At 68.0% G+C, this 17,905-nt stretch carries 14 protein-coding genes; 7 read left to right on the top strand and 7 right to left on the bottom strand.

All coding sequences use genetic code 11. From position 1 onward, the window contains the following. Nucleotides 1-25 precede the first annotated feature (25 nt). The gene (locus HWX31_RS23965; protein ID WP_174965269.1) at nt 26-1,345 is read right to left on the bottom strand and encodes an MFS transporter; all 1,320 of its coding nucleotides are present in this window, start codon (nt 1,343-1,345) and stop codon (nt 26-28) included. Between the two features lie 160 nt (nt 1,346-1,505). On the opposite strand from HWX31_RS23965, the gene HWX31_RS23970 reads away from it, so the two are divergent. Together HWX31_RS23970 and HWX31_RS23975 are read left to right on the top strand one after the other, a co-directional pair. Then, nucleotides 1,506-2,483 (top strand): LysR family transcriptional regulator, encoded by a 978-nt coding sequence (locus HWX31_RS23970; RefSeq protein WP_174965270.1) that lies wholly within the window; start codon nt 1,506-1,508, stop codon nt 2,481-2,483. A gap of 234 nt (nt 2,484-2,717) precedes the next feature. Continuing rightward, entirely contained in the window at nt 2,718-3,719 is a 1,002-nt protein-coding gene (locus tag HWX31_RS23975) for an RDD family protein (RefSeq protein ID WP_174965271.1), read from the top strand. Between the two features lie 352 nt (nt 3,720-4,071). On the opposite strand, the gene HWX31_RS23980 is transcribed toward HWX31_RS23975, so the two are convergent. Further along, nucleotides 4,072-4,353: a DUF3303 domain-containing protein gene (locus HWX31_RS23980; protein ID WP_059616803.1), complete on the bottom strand. Its 282-nt coding sequence runs from the start codon at nt 4,351-4,353 to the stop codon at nt 4,072-4,074. Between the two features lie 371 nt (nt 4,354-4,724). Here HWX31_RS23980 and HWX31_RS23985 point away from each other — a divergent pair, with 371 nt between their 5' ends. The 5 genes from HWX31_RS23985 to HWX31_RS24005 all read left to right on the top strand — a co-directional run bounded on the left by HWX31_RS23985 (nt 4,725) and on the right by HWX31_RS24005 (nt 11,231). Next, entirely contained in the window at nt 4,725-5,267 is a 543-nt protein-coding gene (locus HWX31_RS23985; protein ID WP_341829971.1) for a cysteine hydrolase family protein, read from the top strand. Nucleotides 5,268-5,358: 91 nt separating this feature from the next. Beyond that, on the top strand, nt 5,359-6,009 hold the full coding sequence (locus HWX31_RS23990; RefSeq protein WP_174965273.1) for a J domain-containing protein: 651 nt from the start codon (nt 5,359-5,361) through the stop codon (nt 6,007-6,009). 416 nt (nt 6,010-6,425) lie between these two features. Then, nucleotides 6,426-6,692, top strand: a complete 267-nt coding sequence (locus HWX31_RS23995; RefSeq protein ID WP_244143820.1) for a hypothetical protein — start codon at nt 6,426-6,428, stop codon at nt 6,690-6,692. A gap of 314 nt (nt 6,693-7,006) precedes the next feature. Next, entirely contained in the window at nt 7,007-8,575 is a 1,569-nt protein-coding gene (locus HWX31_RS24000; RefSeq protein WP_244143821.1) for a methyl-accepting chemotaxis protein, read from the top strand. A gap of 406 nt (nt 8,576-8,981) precedes the next feature. Then, on the top strand, nt 8,982-11,231 hold the full coding sequence (locus HWX31_RS24005; RefSeq protein ID WP_174965275.1) for a putative bifunctional diguanylate cyclase/phosphodiesterase: 2,250 nt from the start codon (nt 8,982-8,984) through the stop codon (nt 11,229-11,231). A 43-nt stretch (nt 11,232-11,274) separates the two neighbouring features. Here HWX31_RS24005 and HWX31_RS24010 read toward each other — a convergent pair whose 3' ends face one another. From HWX31_RS24010 to HWX31_RS24030, 5 genes are read right to left on the bottom strand one after another with little or no spacing between them, the layout of a single operon-like run. After that, complete coding sequence (locus HWX31_RS24010) at nt 11,275-12,405, bottom strand: diguanylate cyclase (protein ID WP_174965276.1); 1,131 nt, start codon at nt 12,403-12,405, stop codon at nt 11,275-11,277. 37 nt (nt 12,406-12,442) lie between these two features. Beyond that, on the bottom strand, nt 12,443-13,456 hold the full coding sequence (cheB, locus tag HWX31_RS24015) for a chemotaxis response regulator protein-glutamate methylesterase (protein WP_175933972.1): 1,014 nt from the start codon (nt 13,454-13,456) through the stop codon (nt 12,443-12,445). After that, nucleotides 13,453-15,768 (bottom strand): hybrid sensor histidine kinase/response regulator, encoded by a 2,316-nt coding sequence (locus HWX31_RS24020; protein ID WP_174966079.1) that lies wholly within the window; start codon nt 15,766-15,768, stop codon nt 13,453-13,455. The genes cheB and HWX31_RS24020 overlap by 4 nt, the downstream gene beginning before the upstream one ends. Then, entirely contained in the window at nt 15,765-16,487 is a 723-nt protein-coding gene (locus HWX31_RS24025; protein ID WP_174966078.1) for a chemotaxis protein CheW, read from the bottom strand. The genes HWX31_RS24020 and HWX31_RS24025 overlap by 4 nt, the downstream gene beginning before the upstream one ends. Continuing rightward, complete coding sequence (locus HWX31_RS24030; RefSeq protein ID WP_174966077.1) at nt 16,468-17,898, bottom strand: CheR family methyltransferase; 1,431 nt, start codon at nt 17,896-17,898, stop codon at nt 16,468-16,470. The genes HWX31_RS24025 and HWX31_RS24030 overlap by 20 nt, the downstream gene beginning before the upstream one ends. Nucleotides 17,899-17,905 lie beyond the last annotated feature (7 nt).

The following is a 17,905-nucleotide window of genomic DNA, read 5'->3' on the forward strand; positions in this document are numbered from 1 at the left end:
ATGGGGAGCGGGGCGGGGCGCGCGGTCAGTCGCGCCCGCTGCGCATCAGCCCCGTGCAGATCAGCGCGAACACGCCGAGCCCGACGAGGTAGGCGATCACGTAATGCGGCTGGCCGCCGCCCGTCTTCAGCAGCGACGTCGCGATCATCGGCGCGAAGCCGCCGCCGAGCACGCCCGCGAGCTGCACCGACAGCGAGATCCCGCTGTAGCGGATCTCCGCCGGGAACTGCCTGGCGAACAGCAGCGACTCCGGCGCATACAGGATCGGGAACACCACGCCGAGGCCGAGCACGATCGCCCACCACGCGAGCGACGTCTGCCGCGTGCCGAGCATCATGAAGAACGGCGCGACGAACGCGCACATCAGCACGAGGCCGATCGCGAACATCCGGCGCTGGCCGATGCGGTCGCTCAGGTGGCCGCACAGCGGCATCGTCACGAGCGACAGCACCGCGCCCGCCGTGATCGCCTCCAGCATGGCGGCTTTCGGCAGGTGCAGCTGCTGCGTCGCATACGCGAGCGCGAACGTGACGACCATGTAGAACCACGTGTTCTCGGCGGCGCGCGCGCCGACGATCGTCAGCACCTCGCGCGGATGCCGGCGGATCGCTTCCAGCACCGGCGACTTCACCGCCTTGCCCTGGTGCTTCATCTTTTCGAAATCCGGCGATTCCGGCACCTTCGCGCGGATGAACGCGCCGAGACCGACCAGCGCGATGCTCGCGAGGAACGGGATGCGCCAGCCCCACGACAGCATGTCCGCGTCGGGCAGCGCCGCCACCGCGGTCATCGCGAGCGACGACAGGATCAGGCCGAGACCGACGCCCGTCTGCGGCAGGCTGCCGAACAGCCCCTTGCGGCCCTCGGGCGCGTGCTCGACCGCCATCAGCACCGCGCCGCCCCATTCGCCGCCGACCGCCATCCCCTGCAGGAAGCGCATCGCGATCAGCAGCGCGGCCGCCCAGTAGCCGATGCTGTCGTACGACGGGATCAGCCCGATGACCATGCTCGGCACGCCCATCAGCAGCAGCGTGACCATCAGCATCGACTTGCGGCCGATGCGGTCGCCGAAGTGGCCGAACACGATGCCGCCCATCGGCCGGCCGATGAAGCCGACCGCGAACGTGCCGAATGCGGCGAGCGTGCCGACCACCGGGTCGAGCGACGGGAAGAAGATGCGGTTGAAGACCAGCGCGGCGGCGGTGCCGTACAGGAAGAAGTCGTACCACTCGATCGTCGTGCCGGTCATGCTGGCCCAGCCGGCCAGCAGGTGGTCCTTCGCGGTTCGGGTGGGCGCGGGCGCGGCAAGCTCCGCGTGCTCGTCAAGGGTGGATCGGGTCTGCATGGCGTCTCCATCGTTATTTGCCCGCGGCTCGTGGTCCGTGGGTCACGGTCGAGTATAGTTATGCGCAGAATCCTGTAGTACCGACAAAGAATCCGGTTGGATGTGCAAATTTGCATATCGACGGCCGGCCTGAGACCCTCCCACCTGAACCCGCCTGCCGATGCGACACCACCCCGAGCCGGTATCCGGCAACCTGAACTGGGACGACCTGCGGTTTTTCCTGGAAGTGGCGCGCACGCAGCGCGCGAGCGGCGCCGCGAAGCGCCTGGGCGTCGACTACACGACCGTCGCCCGGCGCATCCGCACGCTGGAGGAGGCGATGGGCACGCTGCTGTTCGACAAGTCGCGCTCCGGCGGTTTCGTGCTGACCGCCGAAGGGCAGCGGCTCGTCGCGTATGCGGATGCGATGGAGACGACCGTGCAGTCGGCCTGCGACCAGGTCGCCAATACCGGGCATGCGCTGTCGGGGCACGTGCGGATCGGGTCGACGGAAGGCTTCGGGTGCTTTTTTCTGGCGCCGCAGCTTGCGCAGTTCCGCGCCGCGCATCCGCACGTGACGGTCGACCTGCTGCCGGTGCCGCATTTCGTCAGCCTGACGAAGCGCGAGGCCGATCTCGCGATCACGCTCGAGCGGCCCGAGCGCGGGCCTTATGTGTGCACGAAGCTGTGCGACTACCAGTTGCGGCTTTATGCGACGCGGGCGTATCTGGCGAGTCATGCGCCGATTGCGGGCGTGGGCGATCTCGCCGCGCACGCGTTCATCAGCTACGTCGACGATCTCGCGTTCAGCAGCGAGCTGCTGTATCTGGAACGCGCGGTGCCCGGAGCGACGGCCGGGCTGCGCACGACGAGCGTGATCGCGCAGTATTTCGCGGCGCTGCAGGGCGGGGGGCTGGCGATCCTGCCTTGCTTCATCGCCGCGCAGCAGCCGGCGCTCGTGCCGGTGCTGGCGGATGAGGTGGTCGTGACGCGGTGCTTCTGGCTGACTTGCCGGGAGGATTTGAGGAAATTGCGGCGGGTGACCGCGCTGTGGGATTACCTGCGGGCGGCGGCCGATGCGAATCGCGCATTGCTGGCGGGGGAATCGGGGGAGTTGCGGTTTGTTGGAGCGCCTGACATGCTGGCGGGATTCGCTTGATGCGAATCGCGGTATCGCCTTCGGTGATCGATTCAAAGAAGAACCCATTTTGGCGATAATCGACTTTCGCTAATGGGAGTGTGAATGTTCAATCGAATCATCGCGCGCAAGGCCGCTTCTGCTTGCCCCACATCGGAAGTGCATCACCGCGCTTCGCTGGCAAGCGTCGAACACAGAGTGCTCCGATGGTGAGTCGGCGCGACGTCCAAGAAAAATGGATGCAAGTAGAAAGACATGACGACAAGTGAAAGTGCGGTAGACGAAAGCGTGGCAGATCGCGTTGGCGACGTCGCAGGGTTTTGGCGCAGGACGGCGGCGTTTGCCATCGATTGCATCGTGCTTGGGCTGATTGGACTGGCGCTGGCCATTTTGTTCTTTGATCAGTTGGCCGCAATCGGACAGTGGGGGCGGTTGATTGGGTTTCTAATCGGCTCGACTTATTTCGGTTTGATGGAAGGCCATGCCGGACGGTGCCAGTCACTCGGAAAGCGGGCGTTAAAAATCAAGGTCATCAGATGTGACGCGGGCGGGATTGCAACGCTGGGCGTGACACAAGCGTGCCTGCGCTATGCAATCGTTGCCGTTCCGACCGTTCTCGGCGGTATCGCGTTTGTCGACCTCCCGGCGCTGAATGCGCCTCATGCAGCATGGGTCTCACGGGTCAATTCATTTGCCGTATTTCTGTGGGGCGCAGCGCTTGTATACCTGCTCGCGTTCAACCGGCCTAGCCGACAATCGTTGCAAGACCTGGCAGTCTCGAGTCTCGTCGTTCGAGTCTCCACGAAGCAGGCACGAGTTGTTCCGGTTCGCAGAAAGCACTGGATCGCGCTGGGCGCCTTCGCCGGCCTCATACTGCTCGCGAGTCCGTTCGTCAATCGATTTCTTGCGTCGAAGCTGACGGAACTGGAGCAAATCCAGCGTGCAACGTTGACGGTCCCTTCGGTCATGCGAAGCGGAGTCACGATGAGTAGCATCAGGCATGTCGGATCGTCGGGCGATGCGCCTCGCACGGTTACCACTATTTCCGTTGTAAGCGGCTCCCCGATGCTGCAAACCGAACAGGGTACGCATGCGATCGCGCGCGCTGCTTTCGGCGCGTGGCCGATGCTCGCAAACCAGGACGTCGTTACGATTGTTTCCGTTCGCGGCGCCGACCTCGGCATTGCCTCCTGGCGAACACAGTTTGTCGAAAGTTGGCCGGGCCGCCAATGGCCATCGAAGATGACGTCACCATGAGCGTTTCGTCGGTCGGTTGATGCGCTTTGCATGACACCCACGCCGTAGCCGATCTTCGCGCACCGTCGTCGGATGCAGTGCGGCCAGATGCGGTCACTGGTACTCGGTGTCGGAGGCCCAACACCTGAAGGAACTGGAGCAAGAGAACAGCAAGCTCAAACGGCTGTTGGCCGAATCGATGCATTGACAATGCCGCCCTCAAAAACTTGCTGTAGCGAAAGTAGCTAAATTGAATGGCCGCCTTCTGGGAGGCCGTTTGGCCGCAGGGAGGCGGTAGCGGGGGCTCACATCACCTCCGAGTTCATCGATGTTCGAGAGGCGTCGCGCGGGAGGGAGTGAGTTCCGACCGGATTTACTTCATGACGCGCGCGAAGACCTCGCTCAGTTCGGCATCTTCGACCACCGGCGCGATATCGAGCTCCATCAGGTCGCTCCACATGTACGCGAATTCGGTCAGCGTTTTCGCATCGTCGGTCTCGAGCAAATCGAACCCGCCGCTCAGATCCGCTCGCGTCCATCGGCCGAGCAGCTTGACGCCCGCCGGCGGAAGTCCGCCGGTCTTCTGGAACCGCTCGATGGCTTCCGCCCGGGATAGCGTGTCCGGGGCCCATGTGAACGTCAGCATGAATTTCATGGCTACCTCCCGACTGAACGAATTGGCTGAATTCATTTTAGGCAATCGAATTCATCCACTGCCAGGGGGACAGGCATCTGCAAGGGGGATTTCCGTAGCCGGGGTTTCGGCAAGATGTCACTTGATTCGAGCTGCCCGCGGTGTCCAATCAACCGGTGAATCGACGAAACGGGCGCTCGCTGGCCTGACCTGCGTTGCGCGCGTCGAGCGGCGTGCGGGGCCGTGCGAACCCGGTGGCGGGGCCGCCATGTTGTAAAGTTGCCTGTCGCATCAGCGACGTCCGGCAATCCGGCACGGAACCCCGAATCGATTCGAAGTTTCCACGACCACGACACATGCGTTCACTCCTTCCGTCTCCTGGCACCGTCCTCTTGCTGATCGACCTGCAGCGAGCGATCGACCATCCGAGCTGGGGGGAGCGAAACAACCCTCATGCGGAGTCGCAAGTTCGTCGATTGCTCGTCCATTGGCGCAGCCAGGGCTGGCCGGTATGGCACGTTCGGCACGACTCCACGAACCCGGAGTCTCACTACCGGCCGGGCCAGCCGGGACACGCATTCAAACCGGAGGCCACTCCGGTAGCCGGCGAACCCGTCATTCCGAAACAGACGAACAGCGCGTTCATCGGAACCGATCTGGAAGCCCGGCTTCGGGCCGGCGGCCACGACGCGCTGGTCGTGGCTGGCGTCATCACCAACAATTCGGTCGAGGCGACCGTTCGCATGGCCGGCAATCTCGGCTTTCGCACGTGGCTTGTGGCTGACGGCTGCTTCACGTTCGCCCGGCCCGACTGGAACGGAACGTACCGAAGCGCCGACGACGTTCACGCGATGTCGCTGGCCAATATGCATTCCGAATACTGCACGGTCGTTACCGCGGATGCGCTGCTAGGCACGTCCAGCCAGGCCGAGTGAATTCCGGAGGGCGGCATTCGCAGGTCGATCACACGTTGGCGTCGCAGCGCCATGCTACGATCGACCCGATCCGACTTCCACCCGGTGCGCAATGACGACGCTATACGAATTGCTTGGCGTGCACGAGGACGCCTCCGACGAGGAAATCAAGCGCGGCTACCGGAAGGCCGCGATGAAAGCGCATCCCGACCGCAACGTCGGACGCGAAGCGTTCGCGCATGCGCTGTTCCAGGAGATCAAGGAGGCTTACGCGATTCTCTCGGACCCCGCGCAGCGCCGTGTCTACGACACCGTCTATGCGGAGGAGATGCTTCGCCACGCGCGCGTGCGCGAAGAGGAAGAGCGGGCGCAGGCGGAGCGCGATGCGGAATACGCACGGTTCGTGATGCTGGCGATGCGCTTTGCCGAGCAGGGGCACAACCGCGACGTCGTGCTCGGTGTGTTGCTCGGCCGCGATTGCGAAGCGCCGCTCGCCGAGCGCATCGCCGGCAGCGTGGTCGAGCTGCATGCGTCGCGGCAGGCGGGGGCGTCACGGGATGCGGAGCACGATGAGCCGGTGCCGCAACACGACGAGAACGCGGCGCAGATGTCGTCGGCCCGGGACGAACGAGAGCCGGACGGAATGTCGCAACCCGCGCCGGAGCCAGCGTCGAAAGACGACATCCGAAAGAGCGACGAACGCGCGGCACACACGGATTTCTTCAGCGTGCTGTGGCACAGCATGTTCGGGCTGCGCCAGTGAATCCGCATGCGATCGATGCCGGTTTCTAAAAATCCCCTTTCCTCGAATCACGTCGCGCAATGACGGCTGCCGGCTGCCGGCCGGCCTGCGTTGCCGTAAACGTCTGGCGATTCCTCCCGCTCTCGGTCAAAGCACCGAGCCATTTTGGGCACACCGATTGCTGCCCTACGGACAGATGTAACCGGCTCTGACCGACCGGTTGTATCGAATCCTGTCCCGCTTCGGCTGCATTCGCATGGGCGCGTCCGATCCCGCAAGTTGCTCGTTATGGAGGGTCGCGCACCGTGATACGTGTGCTTACACGTCTCGACAGGTTTGCACGTCCGTCGCGGGTATTGTGAATTCATATTGCCCATAGCAAGGAGGCTGCGATGCAGATACGTTCAATCATCTCCCACGCCGCACTGGCGGCGGTCATGGCAGGCGGCGCCGCGCTGAGTGCGGGGACCGCGATTGCGCAGGAAGGCCCGGCGACCGGCCCGTCTAGTCAGGCGCACTTGATACCGGCCGGCGTCGACATCACGATCGGCATGCATGGCGACCGCTATTGGGATGGCCATCGATACTGGCGGCACGAGGAATGGGTGCATGAACATGCGCGCGAAGAACGCGACCCGTGGCGTCGTGACGAAGAGGAGCGGCACATGCGGCTTCGTGACGAAGAAGTGCATCGCGATTATTGATCGCGCATGAGTCGAAGGAGTCGAGGCAGGCGTCGCCGCGTTCGTTGACGGACGTCAAGCGCCGTCAGCCTCGATCGGAAGTCCACCGACCGCACGTCAGCACCGCTCCCGAATACGGGCGTTCGAAAACCATCTGCGCGGCGCGCACGCCGCGCCCTGAATCCGCGGCGACTGATCAAGTCGTCCGCCTGGAAATGTCTGTTCCTGATTGCGCATAAATGCGGCGGCTTTTTGGCCGTTAGTGCCGGAGCGACCTGCGCAAGCCATACCGAATCGGCCTGGCGCGCACGCGTCGCGATTTCGGATTCCGGCTCATGACAATCCTCACCATGATCAAGAACATAAGCATTCGGGTACGCCTTGCGCTGGCGATGAGTTTTCTTGGTGCACTGCTGGTCATCGGCGGCCTGATGGGTATCGCCGGCGTATCGATGAGCAACGACGACATGAAGGACATGTATGCCGGCCGGCTGGCTTCGTCCGAGGCTCTGGGGCAGGCAAACGTCGCCCTGTCGAGGACCCGTCTCTGGCTGTATCGCATCGCGCTCGATCCGACCGGCCCGGATGTCCCGCAGGAAACCCGGACGTCCCGTGACCTGCTCACCGCGTCGAAGCGGGCGTGGGACGCGTATCGTGCGCTGCCGGCCTCCAGCCCCGACGAAGCGCAGCGCGCGGCCGACGCGAATACGAAATTCGACGCATTCGTCAGGAACGGCCTCGAGCCGATGTTCAGCGCGATTGCCACGGGCGATGCGGCGAAGATCACCGAAGTGTGGCGGCACATACCGCCGGCGTTGTTCGCCGACGTGTCCGACGGCATGGATTCGCTTGACCACATTCAGGTCAATGCCGCGCGCGCAACGTACGATGCCGCGCAGGCCCGCTTCCACTGGTTCATTACGGTCGCCATTGCCGGTGCGCTGATCGCGCTCGGTGCGGCGGCGCTCGCATGGTGGTCGCTGCAGCGCGCGATCGGCATGCCGCTTGCCCAGGCGCTTGGCCATTTCAGGGCGATTGCCGACGGCGACCTGACGACGCGGGTCGAGGTCCGTTCAGGCGACGAGATGGGGCAATTGATGACGGGCCTGCAGGCGATGCAGCACAAACTGGTTCAGATGATGGGCGTGGTGCGCGAGGGCGTGCGGTCGATCAATGCCGCCACGCATGAAATCTCGGCCGGCAACGCGGACTTGTCGCAACGGACCGAAGATCAAGCGGCATCGCTGGAGGAAACCGCCGCCTCGATGGAGGAGCTGACGTCGACGGTTCGCCAGAATGCCGACAACGCGAAGCAGGCCAATCAGGTGGTGTGCAGTACGGCCGTGCTGACCGAGCGGGGCAATCAGGCGACGCGGGAAGCCGTACAGACGATGCGGGGCCTGTCCGAATCGTCCGGCAAGATATCCGAAATCATCGGTGTGATCGAAGGAATCGCGTTCCAGACCAATATCCTGTCGCTGAATGCGGCCGTCGAAGCAGCCCGGGCCGGCGAGCAGGGGCGCGGGTTCGCGGTGGTCGCCAGTGAAGTGCGCTCGCTGGCCCAGCGCAGCGCAACGGCTTCGAGAGAGATCAAGGATCTGATCACGGACTCGCTGAACCGCGTCGAAACCGGTGCGCGGCAAGTCAATCGCGCGACGGAGACGATGGCGGAAATTCTGGCTTCGGTGCGACAGGTCAGCGACCTGATGGGTGAAATTACCGCGGCGTCCCAAGAGCAGTCGAAGGGTATCGAGCAGGTCAATCAAGCGGTGGCCCAGATGGATCAGGTGACCCAGCAGAACGCGGCGCTGGTCGAGGAGGCGTCAGCGTCGGCGCTATCGCTGAAAGAGCAGGCAGGGCAACTGGAGGCCGCCATCTCGGTGTTTCGCGTCGGTGCCGCGTAGAACCCCGGGGCCGGGTTCGACCTGCCGCGTCTCGACGAGCCTGGTGCGATCGGTCCGCCTGCGATCGCACCGATCGCTGGGTTGATCGACGTCACGATCCACCCCATTGCTTGCCGCACCATCGTTTCGAAACATGCAACGATCGAACCGGTTGGTTTGACGGAAATCGCGCAAGCCAGAACCCCCAAACCCCTCCGATCCCGTGCAACTCCCTATGCATATGAATGCGCTGCCCGTCACGGATTGGTGCTTAAATGTACCGGTACTGCGGCATGACGCCCGCCGAGCCTCCGTCCGGCTTCGCCACTCATCGGTGTAAACCCGGATGCGGAAACCCGCGCGCCGTCACGATATAACGAATCAGACGTCCCAGACGCGACCAAGAACCACACGTCAGGTTTTCACCTTGAATACCGAACCGCAAAGCCCGCGCTACAGCCTCGGCCTCGCGGCCGAAGTGCTCGCGTCCGAGCAGAGCGTGCTGCGGCTGATCACGCGCAACACGCCGCTGCCCGAACTGCTGGCCGAAGTCTGCTGCCGCGCCGAGGCGCTGCTCGGCGCGGGCGCATCCTGCACGATCATGCTGCTCGACGACGACGGCGTGCACATCCGCGTCGGCGCCGCGCCGTCGCTGCCCGCCCATTACGGCGCGGCGATCGACGGCGTCGAGATCGGGCCCGTCGCGGGCTCGTGCGGCACGGCGATGTACGAACGCCGGATGGTCGCGGTCGAGGACATCGCAACGGACCCGCTGTGGGACGCCTACAAGGGCCTCGCGCTGCCGCTCGGCCTGCGCGCGTGCTGGTCGGTGCCGTTCCAGGACGAAGCGGGCGCGGTGCTGGGCGCGTTCGCGGTCTATCACCGCGTGCCGCGCCGGCCGACCGACGAGGAAACGGCGCTGCTGCGCGACATCAGCAACAGCGTCGGGCTCGCGGTGCACCAGGACCGGATGGCCCGGCAGCTTGCGCGCAGCGAGGAACATCACCGTCTCGTCGTCAACAGCCTGAACGAGGGCATCCTCGTCGTGTCGCAGGACGGCACCGTCACCGCGAGCAACCCGAGCGCGCAACGGATGCTGCGCGCGCAGGGCAGCATCGTCGGCCGCCGGTTGTGGAGCCTGGTGACGAGCGCGTTCCGCGAGGACGGCACGCCGATCCCGCCGGACGACTGGCCGAGCCGGCGCGCGCTCGCGACCGGCGCGCTGCAGCTCGGCTATACGATCGGCCTCGGTCTCGCCGACGGCGACACGATCTGGGTCAGCGGCAACGCGGTGCCGATCGTGAAGCCGGGCGACGCGCAGGCCGGCTCGGTGCTGATCTCGTTCAACGACGTCGGCCCGATGCGCGAAGCGCAGCAGAAGCTGCGCTACCTCGCGACGCACGACGCGCTGACGGGCCTCTACAACCGCCGCTGGCTCGCGGACCGGATGCGCGAGCTGTTCGGCGCGCGCGGCGGCGCGGCCGAAGCCGCGCGCGTCGCGATCCTGTTCATCGATCTCGACGGCTTCAAGAAGGTCAACGACACGGCCGGCCACGATGCGGGCGACGCGCTGCTGCGCAGCGTCGCGTCGCGGCTCGCGGGCTGCGTCGGCGCACGGCACGCACTGACGCGCGTCGGCGGCGACGAGTTCGTGATCCTGGTCGACGACTACGACGCACCGGACGATCTCGCCGCGCTCGCGCGCCAGGTGATCGACGCGATCGCGCGGCCGTTCGACGTGGCGAACAACGAGTACTACCTCGGCGTGTCGATCGGCATCAGCCTCGCGCCGCGCGACGGCGACGACGCGGCAACGCTGATGCGCAACGCCGATTCCGCGATGTACGACGCGAAGCAGCATGGGCGCAACACCTTCACGTTCTTCACCGCGCAGCTGAACCAGCGGCTGCAGCGCCGTTTCGCGATCGAGCAGTCGCTGCGCCGCGCGCTCGCGTCGAACGCATTGCGGCTCGCGTACCAGCCCGTCGTCGACGGCCGCAGCGGGCGCACGGTCGGCGCGGAGGCGCTGCTGCGCTGGACCAGCGCGGAGCTCGGGCCGCTGTCGCCGGCGGAGTTCATCCCGGTTGCCGAGGATACGGGCCTGATCGTCGCGATCGGGCAGTGGGTGCTCGAAACCGCGTGCCGCCAGGCGGCCGAATGGCGCCGCACGATCGCGCCGGACCTGATGATGGCCGTCAACCTGTCGCCGCGGCAGTTCCACGAAGGGCTAGTCGAATCGGTCGACCGCTGCCTCGCGAAGGCGGGGCTCGACCCGTCCGCGCTGGAGCTGGAGATCACCGAAGGGCTGCTGATGTACGACACCGACACGGTGCTGCCGATGCTCCGGGCGCTCGCGGACATGAACGTGCGGATCTCGGTCGACGATTTCGGCACCGGCTATTCGTCGCTGTCGTACCTGAAGCGCTTTCCGCTGCACAACCTGAAGGTCGACCGCTCGTTCGTGTCGGGCGTGCCGGAACACCGGGATGCGGTCGCGATCACGCAGGCCGTGGTCGCGATGGCGCATTCGCTCGGGATGAAGGTCACGGCCGAAGGCGTCGAGACCGAAGCGCAGTCGTCGTTCCTGCGGCAGATCGGCTGCGACAAGCAGCAGGGCTACCTGTTCAGCCGGCCGCTGGAGCCGGCCGAATACGCGCGCCGGCTCGTCGCGCCGTAAGCCACGCGATGCCGCGCGATGCCGCGCGCGGCGCGCCCCGGCGTCAGGCGGGCGGCGTGCCTCCGTATGCGCCGCCTTGCTGCGCCGGCGCGGCCACGTCGATCGCGACGCGGTTTTTGCCGTCGCGCTTCGCACGGTACAGCGCGCGGTCCGCGGCCTCGAGCAGCGACGTCGCCGGCGCATCGGCCGCCGGCACGACGCTCGCGCCGCCGATGCTGATCGTCACGTAGCGGCCGGTCGACGACTGCTCGTGCAGCAGCTTCAGCGCCTCGATCGCGAGGCGGATCTTCTCGGCGAGCAGGCGCAGGCCGCCCGGCGACGTGCCGGGCAGCACGACCGCGAATTCCTCGCCGCCGAAGCGCGCCGCGAGATCGCCCGCCCGGCCGAGACAGCGCTCGACGGTGGCCGCGATCTGCTTGAGCACGTCGTCGCCGGACACGTGGCCGTAGGTGTCGTTGTACAGCTTGAAGTTGTCGACGTCGATCATCAGCAGCGACAGCACCGCTTGCTCGCGCGCGCCGCGCCGCCATTCGGCGCTCAGGTACTCGTCGAGATAGCGCCGGTTCGACAGCCCGGTCAGGCCGTCCGAGTGCGTGAGGCGGCGCAGTTCGAGGTTCGCCTGCAGGAGCTGCTGCTGCGACTGCCGCAGCGCGCGGTAGGCTTCGTCGCGCTGCAGCTGGTTCACGTACGAGCGCGAGTGGTAGCGGATGCGCGCGACCAGCTCGATGCGGTCCGGCAGCTTCACGAGATAGTCGTTCGCGCCGGCGGCGAACGCCGCGCTCTTGATCTCCGGCTCGTCCTTCGTCGACAGCACGATGATCGGCACGTCGCGGGTCGCCGGATTCGCGCGGTACGCCTTCACGAGGCTCAGCCCGTCGGTGCCGGGCATCACGAGGTCCTGCAGGATCACGGTCGGGCGCGTCTGGACGGCCGCGATCATCGCATCGCCCGAATGCGTGCAGTAGTGGAAGTCGATGTCGTCTTCGTCGGCGAGCGCGCGGCGCACGGCTTCGGCGACGATCGTCTGGTCGTCGACGAGCAGCACCATCACCGGCACGTCGGTGGCCGGCGGGGTCTGCAGCGCCTTGCGCGCGGCTTCGAGCGCGGCGTCCGCGGCGTCGGCGGCGGGCGTTCCGCCGTCGTCGCACGGGCTTCGCGTGGTGTCACTGGTCATGTCGATACCTGTTTCTGCATATGCTTGTCGCGCGTGTTCATGGGGTTCGGGCCCGGGCGAGCGCCATCAGCTCGCCCGCGATGCGCTCGAGCGGCAGGATCGCGCGCGCCGCGCCGAGCGTCGCGGCCGCCTTCGGCATGCCGTACACCGCGCTCGTCGCTTCGTCCTGAGCGATCGTATGGTAGCCCTTCATGCGCATCGCCTTCAGGCCGATCGCGCCGTCGCGGCCCATGCCGGTCAGCAGCACGCCGATCACGTCGCCGGGCCAATGCTCGGCGACGCTGCCGAAGAATACGTCGACCGACGGCCGGTAGGGCGTCTCGACCGGCTCGCGCGTGTATTCGAGCGTGCCGTCGCGCGCGATGCGCAGGTGGTCGTTGGTCGCGGCGAGCAGCGCGACCGACGGCTGCGGCCGGTCGCCGTCGCGCGCGATGCGCACCGTGAGCGGCGTCTGGCCGTCGAGCCACTGGGCCATGCCGTCCGCGAACGCCTGGTCGACGTGCTGCACGATCACGATCGGCGCGCCGAAATCGGCGGGCAGGCCGCCGAGGATCGTCGCGAGCGCGGTCGGGCCGCCGGCCGACGCGCCGATCGCGACGAGCGGCCCGCCGTCGCCGCGCGCCGCGCCGGCTGCGCGCGCGGCGCGCGGCGGCTTGTCGAGCAGCCGGCCGATCTGGTCGATCTTCGCGAGCAGGAGCCGCGTGGTGTCGCCGTTCGCGCCTTCGCCGAGGCGCGGCGTGTCCACCGCGTCGAGCGCGCCGGCGCCCATCGCCTCGTACACGCGCCACGCGTTCGCGCCGATGCTGCTCGTCACGACCAGGATCGCGCACGGCCGGCCCGACGACATGATCCGCCGCGTCGCCTCGACGCCGTCGAACTTCGGCATGATCAGGTCCATCAGCACGACGTCCGGCGGCTGCGCGGCGCACATCTCGACGGCCTGCGCGCCGTCGGTCGCGACCCACAGCACGCGGTGCTCGGGCCTGAGCGCGATCGCGCGACGCATCGCCTCGACGGCAAGCGGAAGGTCGTTGACGATGCCGATGTTCACGGGCGGGCTTCTCCTATCAGGTCGCGTACTGCATCGAGCAGGGCTTCATCGTGGAAACTGCTTTTGGCGAGGTAGTAGTCGGCGCCGGCATCGAGCCCGCGCCGGCGGTCTTCCTCGCGATCCTTGTACGACACGATCATCACCGGCAGCGCTTTCAGCGCGGCGTCGCGCCGGATCAGCGTGACGAGCTCGATGCCGTCCATCCGCGGCATGTCGATGTCGGTCACGACGAGATCGAACGCCGCGCCGCGCAGCGCGTTCCAGCCGTCCATCCCGTCGACCGCGACCGTCACGTCGTAGCCGCGTTTTTCCAGCAGTTTCCGTTCCAGCTCGCGCACCGTCAACGAATCGTCGACCACCAGCACGCGCCGGCTGCGCGCGACGGCGGCATGCTGCTCGCGCTGCACGCGGTCGAGCCGGCCGCCGCGCACGAGCTTGTCGACCGAGCGCAGCAGGTCCTCGACGTCGATGATCAGCACCGGCTCGCCATTGTCCATCAATGCGGCCGCCGCGATGTCCTTGACCTTGCCGAGCCGCCGGTCGAGCGGCTGGATCACCAGCATGCATTCGCCGAGGAAGCGGTCGACGGCGACGCCGCAGGCGTCCCACTCGTCGCCGATCACGACGGTCGCGACGCCGTCGCGCGCCGGGTCCGGCGCGCGTGCGCCGAGCAGCTGGTGCGCGGTGACGAGCCCGATCGCGCGGCCGTCGAAGCGGAAGTGCTGCTGGCCTTCGAGCATGTCGATGTCGTCGCGTGCGAGTTCGAGCGTGCGGCGCACGTGCGCGAGCGGGATCGCGTATGTCTCGCCGCCGACCTCGACGAGCAGGCTGCGCACGATCGAAAGCGTCAGCGGCAACTGCAGCACGAAGCGCGCGCCGTGCCCCGGCTCGGTGAAGATCCGCACCGCGCCGCGCACCGCCTTCACCATGTCGTGCACCGCGTCGAGGCCGACGCCGCGGCCGGACACGTCGGTCACGCGCTCGCGCATCGAGAAGCCGGGCAGCAGCAGGAAGTCGAGCAGTTCATGGTCGGACAGCCGCGCCGCGGTGCCCTCGTCGGCGAGCCGGCGCCGCACGACGGCGGAGCGCAACGCGTCGAGGTCGATGCCGGCGCCGTCGTCGCTGACGGAGATCAGCAGCTGGCCCGCGCTGTGGCGCGCTTCGAGCGTCACGCTCGCCTCGGCCGGCTTGCCGCACGCGACGCGCGCGTCGGGCGTTTCGACGCCGTGGTCGAGCGCGTTGCGCAGCAGGTGGCCGAGCGGCGCGTCGAGCATGTCGAGGATGTCGCGGTCGACCTGCGTCGTCTCGCCGACGATCGAGAATCGCACGTGCTTGCCGAGCGAGCGCGCAAGGTCGCGGACGATGCGCGGATACGCGTGCGCGGCGTCGCCGAACGGGCGCATCCGGCAGCGCAGCGCCTCGTCGTAAAGCTGCTGCGCGAGATGGGTGCTGCGGCGGTCGAAACGGTCGAGTTCGTCGATGCGCGCGCCGAGCTGCAACTGCAGCTGGCCGAGCCCCTGGCGCACGTCGTTCAGCGCCGCGAGCGCGGCCGGGTCGAGACGCTCGGCGAGCGTTTCGCCGAGCACGTCGAGCGCGCGCGCGACGTCGCGCTGCATCCGCTTGATACGCAGGATCGACCCGGTGAACGGCTTGAGCCAGTGCGATTCGACCAGCGACTCGCCGGACAGGCTCAGCAGGCGGTCGAGCTGTTCGGCGCGCACGCGCAGCATCCGCTGCGGATCGTGGCGCGCGTCGGGGTGGGGCGTCGACGGCGGCTGCGCGTTTGCGTCGTGCGACGGATCGGTTGGCACGTGCGGCGGCGCTTGCCGGTCCGGCGCGGCGCGGGGCGCATCGGATAAGTCGTCCGTTTCCGGCATCGCGAGTATCCGGCCCGCGTCGCGCGTATCCGGTGCGCCGTCCGGGTCTCGCCCGGCCAGCCGCGCGGCCAGCGCATCGATGTCCGCACGCGCGACCGCCGTCGCCGGATCGGCGTCGCCGATGCGCAGCAGCAGGTCCACGCCGTGCAGCAGATCGTCGATATGCGCGGCCGTCAGCGTCAGCGTGCCCCGTTGCGCGGCAACGAAGCATTCCTCCATCGCGTGCGCGACCTTGACGCCGTCGTGCAGGTCGATGATGCGCGCCGCGCCTTTCAGCGAATGCGCGGCGCGCATGCACGCTTCGAGCGCGGCGGCATCGGCGCTCGCGTGCTCGAGCGTGAGCAGCCCGCTCGCGAGCGCCTGCGCCTGGGTCTGCGCTTCCTCGCGGAACAGGTCGAGCAGCGACAGCCGCGTCAGGTCGTCGTCGGTGCTCATCGCAGGCTCCGGGCGAGCGAGTCGAACACGCGGTCGGCGTCGAGCAGCCCGAGCGTCGTGTCGCGCCACGCGAGCAGGCCCTGCGTGTGCCTCGCGGCGGCGTGGGCGAGCGTCGTCGGCGCCGGCAGCAGCGCGGATGCCGCGAAACGCAGCACGCCCTCGACCTCGTCGACGGGCAGCGCGACCGTGTCGCCGCGATGCTCGACGACCAGCAGCCGCGCATGCGCGTGGCGCGACGCATGCCGGCCGGCGGCGTCGTGCTCGAGGCCGAGAAGCGCGCCGAGCGACGCCGCGATCGTCAGCGTGCCGCGGACGTTGACGAGCCCGAGCACCACGCCGTTGCGCCGATGCGGCAGCGGATGGATCGGCCGCGGCCCGTCGATCTGGCGCAGCGCGGGGACGGGCAGCCCGAGCCATTCGTCGGCGATCCGGAATGCGAGCGCGGACTGCGGCGCGTTCGCATCGCCGGCGCGCGCGTCCGGCGGCGCCTCATGGGCGTCATGAGCCTCATGGGCCGTGCGCGCGGCCTCGGCGAAATCCGCGTCGGAGAGCGGCCGGTCCAGCAGCGTCGCGGCGGCCTGCGCGAACACCGGGCAGTTCAGGCAGCGCGCGTGCGCCGCGAGGCGCGGGCACGAACCGTCGCCGTGCGTGCCGATGCGGTTCCAGCAATCGTCGATGCGCCGCGCCGGCGCGCGGTCGTCATGAGCGGCGTGAACCATCGGTTCCTCCGCGATCGTTCGTCAGGCCGGACGTCGGCGTGCCGCGCAGCGCGCTTGCGCGTTGTGCGCGCGCCATCAGCTGCCGCGCACCGTCGGCGTCGCCGGCCGTGTCGCGCAGCGCGGCGAGGTGCGTCAGCGCCTCGTAGTGGGCCGGCTCCAGATACAGCGTCTTGCGATAGAAGTCCTGAGCGTCGGCGTCGAGGCCGCGCGCATCGGCGATCAGCCCGAGCAGGTAGAACGCGTCCGCGTGCGGCCCATGCACGATCGTGAATGCGTGCGCGGCGCGCTCGGCCTCGTCGAGCCGGCCCGTGTCGGCGAGTTGGCGCGCGTCGTCGAGCGTCGGCGCGACGCCGGCGGGCGACGGGGCCGGCGCCGCGCGAGGCGGCAAGTGGCTGTCGGGCAGGGCGGCCCGGGTGTGCGCGACCGGTGCCGGTGCCGCGGGCGCAGGCATGTGCACGGCGGCGGAGCGTCGGGCCGCTGCCACGAACGACGCTGTCGCCGGCCGCGTCGGCTGCACCGGCTGAGCGCGCACGGCGTCCGGTGCCTTGCCGTCCGACGCTGCGACGCCCGCCGTCGTCGGCGTCACCGCGCCCGGCGGCGCGCGATGGAACGCGAACGCGAGCGGGATGCGCGCGGGCGTCAGCGGATGGCGCATCATCAGGCCGGTTTCGGCCGGCCCGACGAAGATCGTGCCGCCCGCCGCGAGCTGCTGGTCCAGCAGCCGGATCGACTGGTCCTGCGCATCGCGGTTGAAGTAGATCAGCACGTTGCGGCAGAAGATGAAGTCGTAGCGCGCGTCGGCATCGAGCGGCAGGTCGAACAGGCTCGCCCGCACGAACCGGACCGGCTCCTGCACGCGCGCGTCGAGCTGCCAGCCGCCGGCCGTCTCGCGGAAATGGCGGTCGCGGAATTCGAGCGGATGGCCGCGAAACGAATTGCGGCCGTAGAGGCCGTCCCGGGCGCGCTCGATCGCGCGCGCGCTGATGTCGATCGCGTCGACGCTGAAGCGCGACGGGCCGATGCCGGCGTCGAGCAGCGCCATCGCGATCGAATAGGGCTCCTCGCCGGTCGAGCACGGCGCGCTCAGCACCCGCAGCGCGCGCGCCGGCTCGCGCACGAGCCGCGCGTCGGCGAGCCGCGCGAGCGCGGCGAACGCCTCGCGGTCGCGGAAGAACCAGGTTTCCGGCACCACCAGCGTCTCGATCAGCGCCAGCCGCTCGTCGGCCGACGCGTTCAGCAACTGCCAGTAGGCATCGATCGCGCCGTCGCCGGCGGGCGGGCGCGCATCGCCCAGCGCGACGCGCGCGCGATCGGCGACGGCGCGCGCCAGCGCATTGTTGCCGAGCGTGGCGGGGTCCATGCCGGTTTCGCGCGAGAGCCACGCGTCGAAGCGGGGATCGTCGGCGTTCATCGCGGCC

The organism is Burkholderia ubonensis (assembly GCF_902833085.1).
GTDB lineage: Bacteria > Pseudomonadota > Gammaproteobacteria > Burkholderiales > Burkholderiaceae > Burkholderia > Burkholderia ubonensis.